At 77.1% G+C, this 14,402-nt stretch carries 2 protein-coding genes (1 of these 2 running past the window's edge); both read left to right on the plus strand.

Annotated features, from left to right (window positions below; translation table 11 throughout):
• Positions 1-3,960, plus strand: partial view of a type I polyketide synthase gene (locus tag DQE82_RS29575; RefSeq protein ID WP_113974792.1) — the final stretch only. The gene continues 25,860 nt to the left of window position 1, outside the view; 3,960 of the gene's 29,820 nt are visible here — the last part of the coding sequence; its start codon lies off the left edge, out of view; its stop codon occupies positions 3,958-3,960.
• A 349-nt stretch (positions 3,961-4,309) separates the two neighbouring features.
• The gene (locus DQE82_RS29580; protein WP_113974789.1) at positions 4,310-14,380 is read left to right on the plus strand and encodes a type I polyketide synthase; all 10,071 of its coding nucleotides are present in this window, start codon (positions 4,310-4,312) and stop codon (positions 14,378-14,380) included.
• Positions 14,381-14,402: the final 22 nt, after the last annotated feature.

A 14,402-nucleotide genomic window follows, 5' to 3' on the forward strand; every position in this document is an offset into this window, starting at 1 on the left:
GCCGTCAACTCCGACGGCGCGAGCAACGGCCTCACCGCCCCGAACGGGCCCGCCCAGCAGCGGGTCATCCGGCACGCGCTGGACAACGCCGGCCTCACCCCCGCAGACGTGGACGTCGTCGAGGCACACGGCACCGGCACCACCCTCGGCGACCCGATCGAGGCGCAGGCGCTGCTGGCCACGTACGGCAGGGACCGAACCGCCGAGCGGCCGCTGTGGCTCGGGTCGGTGAAGTCGAACATCGGCCACACCCAGGCCGCGGCGGGCGCGGCGAGCCTGATGAAGATCGTGCTGGCCCTGCAACACGAGGTGCTGCCGAAGACCCTGCACGTCGACGCGCCGACCCCGCACGTCGACTGGTCCTCCGGCACGCTGGCGCTGCTCACCGAAGCACGACCGTGGGCCGCCACGGACGGACCCCGCCGGGCCGGCGTCTCCTCGTTCGGCATCAGCGGCACCAACGCCCACGTGATCATCGAGGAGGCCCCGGCGCCGGTCGCCGCCGCCGACACCGCAGCGTTCGACGTGACCGCGGGGCACGGCGAAGCGCGACGCGACCACCGCGCCGTGGCCCTGCCGTGGCCGGTCTCCGCCGCCGATCTGCCCGCCCTGCGCGAGCAGGCCGGGAGGCTGGCTGACCACGTCGCGACCGGCGACGACCCGGCCGGCTCGGTCGCCTGGGCGCTCGCCGACGGCCGCGCCCACCTCGGCCGGCGGGCCACCGTGATCGCCGCCGACCGGGAGACCCGGCTGGCCGCGCTGCGCGCCCTGGCCGCCGGGGAGGAGCACCCAGCGGTGGTCACCGCCCGGCGACGCGCCGGCGGCCTCGCCGTCCAGTTCTCCGGCCAGGGCGCCCAGCGCCCCGGCGCCGGCCGCCAGCTGTACGACACGTTCCCCGTCTTCGCGGCGGCCCTCGACGAGGTCTGCGCGGCCCTGGACCACCAGGTGCCGCAGCCGCTGAAGCCGGTGCTGTTCGCGGCCGAAGGCAGCGCCGAGGCGGCGCTGCTCGACGAGACGGTCTTCACCCAGGCGGGGCTGTTCGCGCTGGAGGTGGCCCTGTTCCGGCTGGTCGAGTCGTTCGGGGTGGTGCCCGGGCACGTCGCCGGGCACTCCATCGGCGAGATCACCGCCGCGCACGTCGCCGGCGTGCTGTCCCTCGCCGACGCCGCCACGCTGGTGGCCGCCCGGGGAAGGCTCATGCAGGCCCTGCCCGCCGGGGGCGGGATGCTCGCCGTCGCCGCCGACGAGGCGGCCGTCGTCGAGTCCCTGGCCGGGCTGGGTGACCGGGTCGGCGTCGCCGCCGTCAACGGCCCCACCGCCGTGGTGCTCGCCGGGGCCGTCGACTCCCTCGACGGGCTGGAGCGGCTCTGGCGGGAACGCGGGGTGCGCACCCGCCGGCTGCGGGTCAGCCACGCCTTCCACAGCCCGCTGATGGAGCCGATGCTGGCCGAGTTCCGGGCCGTCCTCGACGGGCTGGCGTTCGCCGCGCCGCTGCTGCCGATCGTGTCGAACCTGACCGGGCGGCTCGCCGAGCCCGACGAGATCCGTACGCCCGACTACTGGGTGCGCCACGTCCGCGAGGCCGTCCGGTACGCCGACGGGATCGCCGCGCTGCGCGACGCCGGCGTGGACACCTTCCTGGAGCTCGGACCGCAGGCGGTGCTGACGGCGATGGCCGCCGGCCTGCTGCCCGGCGACGAGGACGGCACTGCCGTGGCGGCGCTGCGCGCCGGCGCCGACGAGCCGGCCGCCCTGCTCGCCGCGCTGGCCGTCGTGGACGGCACCGGGCGGGACGTCGACTGGGCGGCGGTGCTCGCCGCGCTGGCCGGCCCCCGCCCGGATCCCCGCCTGCTGCCCGAGCTGCCGACGTACGCGTTCCGGCCGCAGCGCTACTGGCCGACCCTCGACACGTCGCCGGCACCGGTCGCCGACCCGGTCGACGACGCGTTCTGGCGGGCCGTCACCGACGGCGACCTGGGCCGCCTCGGCCTCGACCCGGACCAGCCGATGCGCGAGCTGCTGCCGGAACTGGAGTCGTGGCGGCGTCGCCAGCAGCTCGACGGCACCCTGGCCGGCTGGCGGTACCGGGTCACCTGGGAACGCCGGGCGCTGACCGGCGCCGACCCGGGCACGTGGCTGGTCGTGGCCCCGCCGCACCAGGTCACCGACCGGGTGCTCGCCGCCCTCACGGCCGGCGCCGCGGCGGTGCACCTGCTGACCGTCGACCCGGCCACCGCCACCCGCGACGGTCTGGCCGCCGACCTCGACCGGCTCGCCGCCGCGCACCAGCCGACGGCGCTGCTGTCCCTGCTGGCGTTGGACGAGGCGCCGCACCCGGAGCAGACCGCACTGCCGACCGGCCTGGCGGCGAACCTGCTGCTGGTGCAGGCGCACACCGGCCGCTCCGGCCCGGCCGTACCGCTGTGGCTGGCCACCACCGGCGCCGTCGCCGTCGACGGGGAAGCGGTCGCGCACCCGGCGCAGGCCACCACGTGGGGCCTCGGCCTCGTCGCCGCGCTGGAACACCCCCGGCACGTCGGCGGAGTCGTCGACCTGCCGGCGGGCCCGGCCGAGGCGGCGTACGCGGCCCTGGTCGGGGCGCTGGTCAACGTCGACGGTGAGGACCAGCTCGCCGTCCGGGAGGCCGGCGCGCACACCCGGCGGCTGGTCCGCGACACCGGGCTGCCGGCGGCGGGCGACGGCTACCGGCCGAACGGAACCGTCCTGCTCACCGGCGGGACCGGCGCCCTCGCCCGGCACACCACCGACTGGCTGGGACGCCACGGCGCCGAGGTGCTCCCGCTGGCCGAGCCGGCCACGGGCAAGCTCGGCGACCTGATGGAGCAGCTCGCCGCCGAGGAACGGTCGGTGACCGCGCTCGTGCACGTCCCGGCCGAGACCGGCTCGGTGCCGCTCGCCGAGCTGACCCTCGCCGGCCTGGCCGCCGACCTGGCCGCCACCGTCGGCGACGTCCCCAGGTACGCCGACGAGCTGGCGCACCGCCCACTCGACGCGTTCGTGCTGTGCACCTCGACCACGGGGGTGTGGGGCGCGGGCGGCCGGGCCGGCCAGTCCGCCGGCGATGCGCTGCTGCACGCGCTCGCGGCGAACCGGCGGCACGGGGGACTGGCGGCCACCGCCGTGGCGTGGGGTCCGTGGAGCGACGACCCCGAGTCGCCCGAGCAGGCGCAGCTGCGTCGGCGGGGCCTGCCGGGGCTGCCCCCGGAGCTGGCCCTCGAGGCGTTCGGTCAGGCGCTGCGGGCGGAGGCGGGGCTGATCGTCGCCGACGTGCGCTGGGACCGGTTCGTGCCGACGTTCGCGTCGATGCGGCCGTGCCCGCTGCTGACGGGGGTCCCGGAGGCGGGCGCGGCGATGCCCGCCGACGACGAGCGCCAGCCGGCGGACGACGAGGCGGCGACCGCGCTGCGGGAGCGGCTGCGGCCGCTGAGCCCCGCCGAACGCGAAGGCGTCCTCGTCGACCTCGTGGGCGGCCTGGCGGCGACCGTGCTCGGCCACGGCGGGGACGCGGGGCTGGAGCCCGACCGGGCGTTCCGCGAGGTCGGGTTCGACTCGATGACGGCCGTGGAGCTGCGCAACCGGCTCCGCGCCGCCACCGGCGTCCAACTGCCCGCCGCCGTGGTGTTCGACTACCCCACGCCGGCGGCCCTCGCCCGGCACCTGCGCGACCGGCTCGCGGAGGACGGCGCCGCCGCGGCGGCCCCGCTGCTCGCCGAGCTGGAACGGCTCGACGGTGTCTTCGCGGCCGACGCGCCGGACCGGCTGACCCGGCAGAAGCTGCTGGTGCAGCTGCAGGCGTTCGTCGCCCGGTGGGGCGACGACCGTGGTCCCGTCGAGGAGAAATCGGCCACGCACACCCTCGACGACGCCACCGATGCCGAGATCTTCGATTTCATCCACCGCGAGCTGGGTGGCCCCGGCGGCAATTTGCCGGGGATCTAGGAATGGTGTCGTACGACCGTTGTCGACGGTCGTGACACGCTGGGCCGGGCGGGTCCGCGCACCCGCCCGGCCGCACCCCGCGAGGGCGGTGCGCCACACCGGTCGCGGGGCGGGTCGGCCCAGCCTGCGCCCCCGCCACCTAGGGGCACCCGTAGGGGCACGCTAGGGGTTGTGACCGCCGTCCGGCGACAATTACCTTTCGTCCGGCGCGTAAGACCTGGTGGGGGGCTGAAACGCCATTTTGTCTGGCAATTCGTGGTCGGCTGAATGGGTTTGGATCTTCGCGGCTTGTGGCGTCCGTGGACGGTATTGGGTCGCTGTTTCTCTCCGACCCGAAGAGGTGGCGTCAATGGCGACTGAAGATACGCTCCGGGAGTACCTGAAATGGGTGACGGCGGACCTTCACCAGACCCGGAGGAAGCTCGGCGAGCTTGAGGCGGCCAACCGCGAGCCGATCGCCATCGTCGGCATGGCCTGCCGCTTCCCGGGCGGGGTGGCCTCGCCCGAGGAACTGTGGGAGCTCGTCGACTCCCGCCGCGACGCCTACTCCGCGTTCCCCGCCGACCGCGGCTGGGACCTGGCCCGGCTGTTCCACCCGGACCCCGACCACCCCGGCACGTCGTACGTGGCCGAGGGCGGCTTCGTCGACTCCGCCACCGAGTTCGACGCCGCGTTCTTCGGCATCTCGCCGCGCGAGGCGCTGGCCATGGACCCCCAGCAGCGGCTGCTGCTGGAGACGTCGTGGGAGGCGTTCGAGCACGCCGGCATCGACCCCTCGACGCTGCGCGGCCACCAGGTCGGGGTGTTCGCCAGCACCACCGGCCAGGACTATGTGGGGCTGCTCCAGCAGCCGCCGCCCGGCACCGAGGGCTACATCCTCACCGGCACCGCGGCCAGCGTCGTGTCCGGCCGGATCTCGTACGCGCTCGGCATCGAGGGCCCCGCCGTCACCGTCGACACCGCCTGCTCGTCGTCGCTGGTCGCGCTGCACCTGGCCTGCCAGGCGCTGCGGCAGGGCGAGTGCACCCTGGCACTGGCCGGTGGGGCCACCGTCATGTCCACCCCGTCCGCCTTCATCGGCTTCAGCCGCCAGCGTGGCCTGGCCATGGACGGCCGGGTGAAGTCGTTCGCGGCCGCCGCCGACGGCACCGCCTGGGGCGAGGGGGCCGGCCTTCTGCTCGTCGAGCGGCTCTCCGACGCCCGCCGCAACGGCCACCCCGTCCTCGCGGTCGTACGCGGCAGTGCGGTCAATCAGGACGGCGCGAGCAACGGTCTGACCGCCCCCAACGGCCCGTCCCAGCAGCGGGTCGTGCTCCAGGCGCTGGCCAGCGCCCGGCTCGCGCCCGAGCAGGTCGACGTGGTGGAGGCGCACGGCACCGGCACCACCCTCGGCGACCCGATCGAGGCGCAGGCGCTGCTGTCGACGTACGGGCAGGGCCGGCCGGCCGACCGGCCGCTCTGGCTCGGCTCGGTGAAGTCGAACATCGGCCACACCCAGGCCGCCGCCGGCGTGGCCGGCGTGATCAAGATGGTGATGGCGTTGCGGCACGACACCGTGCCCGCCACCCTGCACGTCGACGAGCCGACGCCCAACGTGGACTGGACGGCCGGCGCGGTGTCGCTGGCGACCGAGCCGCAGCCGTGGCCCGCCGGGGAACAGCCCCGCCGCGCGGGCATCTCCTCCTTCGGCATGAGCGGCACCAACGCCCACGTGATCATCGAGGAGGCGCCCGCCGCCGACCCGGCGGACGCCCCGGACGGCCCCGCCGCCGCGACCGACCCGGTCACCGTGCCCGTCACCGCCCCGGTCGACGGTGCCGGCCTGGTGCCGGTGCTGGTCTCCGCCCGCGACGCCGCGTCTCTGACCGCGCAGGCCACGCGCTGGGCCGACTGGCTCGACGAGCGCCCCGAGCCGCGGCTGACCGATGTCGGCTGGTCGTCGGCGAGCACCCGGGCCAGCCTCGAGCACCGCGCCGTGCTGCTCGCCGGCGACCGCGCCGACCTGACCGCCGCCCTGCGCGCGCTGGCCGCGGGCGGCGACGCCCCGGGCCTGGTCACCGGTGCGGGCCCGCGCGGCGGCAAGCTCGCGTTCCTCTTCTCCGGCCAGGGCGCGCAGCGCAGCGGCATGGGCCGCGAGCTGGCCGCCGCGTTCCCCGTCTTCGACCGGGCGCTGGCCGAGGTCTGCGCCGAGCTGGACCGGCACCTGCCCCGCCCGCTCGCCCCGGTGCTCTTCGCGCCCGAAGGCGACGAGGCCGGCGGGCTGCTCAACCAGACCCTCTACACCCAGGCCGGCCTGTTCGCCGTCGAGGTCGCGCTGTTCCGGCTCCTGGAGAGCTGGGGGGTCGTCCCGGACGTGCTGCTCGGCCACTCGATCGGCGAGCTCTCCGCCGCGCACGCGGCCGGTGTGCTGTCGCTGCCCGACGCCGCCACGCTGGTGGCCGCCCGGGGCCGGCTGATGCAGGCCCTGCCGGCCGGCGGCGCGATGCTGGCCGTCCAGCTCCCCGCCGACGCCGTCCGAGCCGCCCTGGCCGGCGTCGAGGACGCCGTCGCCGTGGCCGCCGTCAACGGGCCCACCGCCGTCGTCGTCTCCGGCACCGCAGCCGTCGTCGAGGAACTCGAACGCCGCTGGGCCGACCAGGGCGTACGTACCAGGCCGCTGCGGGTCAGCCACGCCTTCCACAGCCCGCTGATGGAACCGATGCTCGCCGAGTTCGCCGCCGTGGTGCGCCGGCTGGAGCTGCAACCGCCGGCGCTGCCGATCGTGTCGAACCTGACCGGCGCCGTCGCCGACGCCGACGAGATCCGCACCGCCGAGTACTGGGTGCGGCACGTGCGGGAGGCGGTCCGCTTCGCCGACGGCGTCGAGCAGCTGCGGGCCCTGGGCGTGCGTACGTTCCTGGAGGTCGGCCCCAGCGGGGTGCTCACCGCGCTGGCCCGCGACGTCCTGGCCGACGACGAGACCGCCGCCGTGGCGCTGCTGCGCCGCGACCGCCCCGAGCCCACGTCGGCGCTCACCGCCCTCGCCGAGCTGCACGTCGGCGGGGTGGAGGTCGCCTGGACGCGGCTGTACGCGGGCGCCGAGACCGCGCGGGTGCCGCTGCCCGGGTACGCCTTCCGCCGCCAGCGCTTCTGGCCCGAGCCGCCGCCCGCCGGCCCCGACACCGCCTCCGCCGACGGCGACGACGAGTTCTGGGCCGCCCTGGAGCAGGCGGACGTCGACACGCTGCGCGGCGAGCTGGGCGACGACGACGAACAGGTGCGGGCGCTGCTGCCGGCCCTGCCCGTACTGTCCTCCTGGCGCCGGTCCCGGCGGGAACGCTCCCTCGTGGACGGCTGGTCGTACCAGGTGAGCTGGCAGCCCGTGCCGGTCGGGGACGGCGACGCCCCGGCGGGCCGCTGGCTGGTCGTGCTGCCCGCCGAGGACGCGCCGGCGTGGGCCGACGGCCTGGCCGGGCTCTTCGGCGACGCCGAGCCGCTGGTGCTGCGCGTCGGCGCCGCGGATCTGGACCGCGCGGCGCTCGCCGCCCGGCTCCGGGTGCTGACCGGCGGCCGCGCCGTCGACGGCGTGCTCGCCGTCGTCGCCGGCCAGGACCGGCTGCTGCCCGAGCACCCCGGCGTGACCCTCGCCGCCGCCGGCACCCTCGCCCTCGTCCAGGCGATGACCGACCTGGACCTGGTGGCGCCGCTGTGGTGCGTCACCAGCGGCGCGGTGGCGGCGGCCCCGGGCGACCGGGTCACGCACCCGCTGCAGACCGAGGTCTGGGGCCTCGGCCGCGCGGCGGCTGTCGAGCAACCGCACCGCTGGGGCGGCCTGGTCGACGTGCCGGCCACCGTCGACGCCGCCACCACCCGGCGGCTCGCCGCTGTGCTGGCCGGCCACGGCGGCGAGGACCAGGTGGCCGTGCGCCCCGGCGGCACCTGGGCCCGGAGGCTCACCCCGGCCCCGCCGCCGACCGACGAGAACCCGGCCGGTGACTGGTGGTCCGGCGCCGTCCTGGTCACCGGCGGCACCGGCGCCCTCGGCGGCCACGTCACCCGCTGGCTGCTCGACCGGGGCGCCGGGCGGGTGGTCCTGGCCAGCCGCCGGGGCGCCGCCGCCCCCGCCGTGGCGGACCTGCTCGACCGGTACGGCGCCGACGGGCGGGTCACCGCCGCCACCTGCGACGTCACCGACCGGCGGTCCGTGGCGGACCTGGTCGGCTCGCTGCCCGACCTGACGGCGGTCGTGCACGCCGCCGGCACCGACCAGCTCACCCCGATCACCGACACCACCCTCGACGAGTTCTCCCACGTCGTCGCGGGCAAGGTACTCGGCGCCCTGCACCTCGACGCCTGCCTCGCCGAGCGCGACCTCGCCGCGTTCGTCATGTTCTCCTCCATCTCCGGCGTGTGGGGCAGCGCCGGGCAGTGCGCGTACGGCGCCGGCAACTCCCTGCTGGACGCCCTGGCCGTCAACCGGCGCGACCGGGGCCGGCCGGCCACCGCCGTCTCCTGGACGGCCTGGGGCGGCGCGCACGGCATGGCCGCCGAGAACGTCGCGACCGAGCAGCTCAACCGGATGGGCCTGCCGCCCGTCGATCCGGAGAAGGCGCTCGTCGCCCTCGACCGGGCGCTGCGGCGGCCCACGCCCTGCGTGACCGTCGCCGACGTCGACTGGAGCCGGTTCCACCCCGCGTTCACGGTGGCCCGGCCCAGCCCGTTCCTCGGCGACCTGCCGCAGGTGCGGGCGCTCGTCGCGCAGGAGGAGGCCGCCGCGCCGGCGGACGGGGTCGCGGCGCCGCTGCGCCACCTCGCGGCGCTCCCGGCGGCGGAGCAGGAGCGGGAGCTGCTGCGGCTGGTCAACGAGCAGACCGCGGCGGTGCTGGGCCACGCCACCCCCGACGAGCTGCGCGGGCGCCCGTTCAAGGACCTCGGTTTCGACTCGCTGACCGCCGTGGACTTCCGGGGGCGGCTGAACGCGGCCACCGGCCTGCGGCTGCCCACCACGCTGGTCTTCGACTACCCGACCCCCGCCGAGCTGGCCGCGCACCTGCGCGAGCTGGTCTCCGGCGCCGCCCCGGCCGCCGCCCCGCAGGCCGTCGTCGTCGACGCCGACGAGCCCGTCGCGATCGTCGGCATGGCCTGCCGCTACCCCGGGGGCGTCGACGGGCCGGAGGCGTTCTGGCGGCTGGTCGCCGACGGCGTGGACGCCATCTCGCCGTTCCCCACCGACCGGGGCTGGGAGATCCCCGAGCCGGCCGAGGGGACGCACCCGCCGGCGGGCGGCTTCCTCCACGACGTGGCGGACTTCGACCCCGCGTTCTTCGAGATCTCGCCCCGCGAGGCCCTCGCGATGGACCCGCAGCAGCGGCTCACCCTGGAGACGTCCTGGGAGGCGCTGGAGCGGGCCGGGGTGGACCCGGCGTCGCTGCGGGGCACCCGTACGGGCGTCTTCGTGGGCGCCTCCACCTCCGGCTACGGCACGGGGCTGACCGAGGTACCCGAGGGCGTCGAGGGCTATCTGATGACGGGCGCCGCGCACAGCGTCATCTCCGGCCGGGTCGCGTACGCCCTCGGGCTGGAGGGCCCCGCCGTCACCGTCGACACGGCCTGCTCCTCGTCCCTGGTGGCGCTGCACCTCGCCGGGGCGGCGCTGCGGCGCGGCGAGTGCGACCTGGCGCTGGCCGGCGGCGTGGCCGTGATGGCCACCCCGACGGCGTTCCAGGAGTTCTCCCGCCAGGGCGGACTCGCCTCCGACGGGCGGTGCAAGTCCTTCGCCGCGACGGCGGACGGCACCGGCTGGTCCGAGGGCGTCGGCATGCTGCTCGTGCAGCGGCTCTCCGACGCCCGGCGGCAGGGCCGCCGCGTCCTCGCCGTGGTACGCGGCTCCGCCGTCAACTCCGACGGCGCGTCGAACGGGCTGACCGCCCCCAACGGCCCCTCCCAGCAGCGGGTGATCCGGCAGGCGCTGGCCGGCGCCGGGCTGGCGGTCACCGACGTGGACGTCGTCGAGGCGCACGGTACCGGCACCGTCCTCGGTGACCCGATCGAGGCGCAGGCGCTGCTGGCGACGTACGGGCAGGACCGGGGCGACGCCGGCCCGCTGCTGCTGGGCTCGGTCAAGTCGAACATGGGCCACGCGCAGGCCGCCGCCGGTGTGGCCGGCGTGATCAAGATGGTGCTGGCGATGCGGGAGGGCACCGTACCGGCGACGCTGCACGTGGACGAGCCGTCGCCGCACATCGACTGGTCGGCCGGCGACGTGGAGCTGGTGACCCGGTCCCGGCCGTGGCCGGCCGCCGACCGGCCCCGCCGCGCGGCGGTCTCCTCGTTCGGTATCTCCGGCACGAACGCCCACGTGGTCGTCGAGCTGCCCGCCGACGCGCCCGCCGGCGCCGAGGCGGCCGACGCACCGATGCCGCCGCCAGCCGCTGCGGCGGGGGAACGCCCCGCCGGGCTGCTCACCGCCGACGTGGTGGCCTGGCCCGTCTCGGCCCGCTCCGCCTCGGCCCTGGCCGCGCAGGCGTCCCGGCTGGCCCGGCATCTGCGCGCGCACCCCGGCCTCGCCCCGGCGGCGGTCGGCTGGTCGCTCGCCGCGACCCGCTCGGCGTTCGACCGGCGCGCCGCCGTGCTCGGCGCGACCCCCGGCGAGCTGCTGGCCGGCCTGGACGCGCTCGCCGCCGGCACCCCGGCCGGCAACGTCGTGACCGGCACCGTCGCCAACCACGGAGCGGGACCGGTGTTCGTCTTCCCGGGCGCCGCCCCGGCGGGCGCGGTGGCCGAACTGGTGGGCCGCTGCCCGGTCTTCGACGACACCCTCGCCGAGTGCCGGCAGGCCCTCGCGCCCTGGGTCGACGTCGATCCGGCCGCCCTGCTCACCGGCGCGGACGCTGCCTGGGCCGACCGGCCGGAGCTGGCCCGGCCCGTCCGGTTCGCCGTCGGCGTGGCACTCGCCGCCGTCTGGCGGCACGCCGGTGTCACTCCCGCCGCTGTCGTCGGCACCGGCGACGGCGAGGTCGTGGCCGCGTACGTGGCGGGCCTGCTGTCCCTGCCCGACGCCGCCCGCACGGTGGCGATGCGGGCCCGCGCCGCCGCCGGCGGCCTGGACCACGACGGCCTCCGCGCCGCCCTGGCGGGGCTCGCGCCGCAGCCCGGGACCGCCCGGCTGGCCTCCACTGTCACCGGGGACTGGGCCGACGCGGCGGGCCTCGGCGTCGACCACTGGACCGACCCGGCCACCCTGGGCACCGACCCGGCCGTCCCCGGCGCCGGGGACGGGGGGCCGGAGCGGCTCGACGCCGCCCTGCGTGCCGCCGTCGCGGCCGGACACCTGACCTTCGTGGAGGTCTCGCCGGAGCCGGCACTGGCTGCCGGGATCGCCGCCGCGCTCGACGCCGCCGGCACCCCCGGACACGTCCTGGACACCCTCGGCGGCTCGGCCGACGCCGCCACCCGGCTGCTGACCGGCCTCGCCACCGCGCATGCCCTCGGTCTGCCGGTGGAGCACCGCCGGCTGCTGCCCGAGTCCGAACCGGTCGACCTGCCCACGTACGCCTTCGACCGGCACCGCTACTGGCTGGAGCGCACCGGCGCGCACCGCTCCGTCCTGCCCGCCGTGGGCCTCGACGTGGTGGACCACCCGCTGCTCAGCGCGGTGGCCGACCTGCCCGGCGACGAGGGCCTGCTGTTCACCGGCCGGATCACCCTCACCACCCACCCCTGGCTCGCCGACCACGCCGTGCTGGGCACGGTGCTGCTGCCCGGGACGGCCCTGGTGGAGCTCGCGTCCTGGACCGGCCGGCAGGCCGGCGCGGCGACCGTCGCCGAGCTGAACCTGGAGGCGCCCCTGGCGATCCCCACCGAGGGAGGAATCGACCTGCGGGTACGCGTCGGCCCGCCGGACGAGACCGGGCACCGGCCCGTCGCCATTCACACCCGGCGCGACGACGACACCGCGGCCGACGGTTCCCGGCCCTGGCAGCGGCACGCCTCCGGGCAACTCGCCGACACCGCCGACCCGGACCCCGCGCCGGCCGCCGTGTGGCCGCCGGCCGACGCCGAGCCGATCGCCCTCGACGGGCTCTACGCCCGGCTCGCCGCCCAGGGCTACCACTACGGCCCCACCTTCCGGGCGCTGCGTGCCGCCTGGCGCTCGGGCCCGGACATCCTCGCCGAGGTCGCACTGGACGCCGACGCGTCCACCGACACCACGGCGTTCTCGGTGCACCCGGCCCTGATGGACGCGGCGCTGCACGCCATCGGCGCCAGCGCCACGGCCGACGACCCGGCCGGCGACCCCGCCGGCGGCGCGTCGGGCACCGACGGCGGCCCCGGCATCCGCCCGGGCCTGCCGTTCACCTGGTCGGGCGTCACCATCCGGCCCACCCGTGCCCGCGAGCTGCGGATCCGGCTGCGCGCCACCGACGCCGGCTCCGTGGCCCTGACCGTCACCGACACGGGCGCGACCCCGGTCGCCTCCGTCGACGGTCTGGTCCTGCGGCCCATCTCCGGCGAGCAGCTCAGCGCCGCCCGCCGCTCCGCCAGCCGGTCCCTGCACCGCCTCGACTGGCTCGCCCCCACCACCGGCCGCGCGGACACCGCCTTCCGGCTGGTCGTCCTCGGCGCCGACTGGTCCGGCGCCGACCGGTACCCGGACCTGTCGACGCTGGTCGCCGACGTACGCGCCGGTGCCGCCGCGCCCGACGCGGTGGTGGTGACCTGCGCCGGAGCCGCCGCCGACGAGCCGCACCCGGCCGCCCAGGCGCACCGGGTCGCCCACCGGATGCTCGCACTGGCCCAGCAGTGGCTCGCCGAGGAGGCCCTGACCGCCGCCCGGCTGGTGGTGGTCACCCGCGGCGCGGTCCGGGTCGACCCGGACGAGCGGATCGCCGACGTGCCGGCTGCCACCGCCTGGGGCCTGCTGCGCTCCGCCCAGTCGGAGAACCCCGACCGGATCGTGCTCCTCGACGTCGACGACGACGCCCCGGCCGCCGCGCTGCTGCCGGCCGCCCTCGCCACGGGCGAACCCCAGCTCGCCGTACGCGCCGGGCAGCTCCGGGTGCCCCGGCTGACCCGCCTCGGGCCGCCCCCGGCCGAGGCGTCCGGCCCCGATCTGGCCGCCGGCACCGTCCTGGTGACCGGGGCGACCGGCCTGCTCGGGCGGCTCGTGGCCCGCCGGCTCGTCACCCGGCACGACGTACGGCACCTGCTGCTGGTCAGCCGCAGCGGAGCGGACGCACCGGGCGTCGCCGCGCTGGTCGACGAGCTGGCCGGACTGGGCGCCACCGTCCGGGTGGCCGCCTGCGACGTCACCGACCGCGAGGCGCTCGCCCTGCTGGTCGACCAGCTCCCCGCCGACCTGCCACTGACCGGCGTGGTGCACGCCGCCGGGGTGCTCGACGACGGTGTCCTGCCGGCGCTCACCCCGGAGCGCTTCGACACCGTGCTGCGACCCAAGGTGGACGCGGCCTGGCACCTGCACGAGCTGACCGAGAAGCTGGACCTGGCCGCGTTCGTGCTCTTCTCCTCGGCGGCCGGCCTCTTCGGCGGCCCCGGGCAGGCCAACCACGCGGCGGCGAACTGCTTCCTCGACGCCCTCGCCCAGCACCGGCACGACCGGGGACTCCCGGCGCTCTCGCTGGCCTGGGGCCCGTGGGTCAACGACACCGGCGACGGGCAGACCGGGCACGTCGACGAGGCCCGGATGAACCGGGGCGGCTTCGTGCCGCTCGGCGCCGAGGAGGGCATGGACCTGTTCAGCGAGGCCCTGCGCTTCGCCGAGCCGGTGGTCGTACCGGTCGACCTGGACCTCGCGTTGATCGGCCGGCACGGGCCGGCGGCGGTGCCGCCGGTGCTGCGGTCGCTGGTGCGGCCGGCGTCGACCGGCGCGGCCCGGGCCGCCGAGCGGAACCCGGCCGAGGCGCTGCGGGAGACCCTCGCCGCCACGGCGGAGGCCGACCGCGACCAGGTGCTCTCCGACCTGGTGCGGACCCACGCCGCCGCCGTCCTCGGCTACGCGTCGATCCGCTCGATCGACGCCGAGCGCGGCTTCGTCGAGCTGGGCTTCGACTCGCTGACCGCTGTCGAGTTCCGCAACCGGCTCAACGCGGCCACCGGCCTGCGGCTGCCCTCCACGCTGATCTACGACCGGCCGACCACGGCCGCGCTCGTCGAGTACCTGCGCGGCGCGCTGCTGGCGGAGCGCAGCACGTCCGCGCTGACGGTGCTCGGCGAGCTGAACAAGCTGGAGCACGCCATGCGCGCGGTGTCCACCGGCGACACCGACCGGGCCGCCGTCGGCGTCCGGTTGCGCGAACTGCTCTCCCTGTGGACCTACACCGAGGCCGGTGCGGACTCCGCCGCCGACGAGGGCACCAGCCTCGAGTCGGCCTCCGCCGAGGAGATCTTCAGCCTGCTGGACGAAGAGTTCGGCTCGGCCTGATCCGGCATGTCGCACACCTCGA

The organism is Micromonospora sp. LHW51205, from assembly GCF_003315815.1.
Classification (GTDB): domain Bacteria; phylum Actinomycetota; class Actinomycetes; order Mycobacteriales; family Micromonosporaceae; genus Micromonospora; species Micromonospora chalcea.

What these genes read in the sequence shown, in the direction of transcription:
- DQE82_RS29580 (WP_113974789.1), top strand. Translation starts at nt 4,310, where the DNA reads ATGGCGACTGAAGATACGCTCCGGGAGTACCTGAAATGGGTGACGGCG.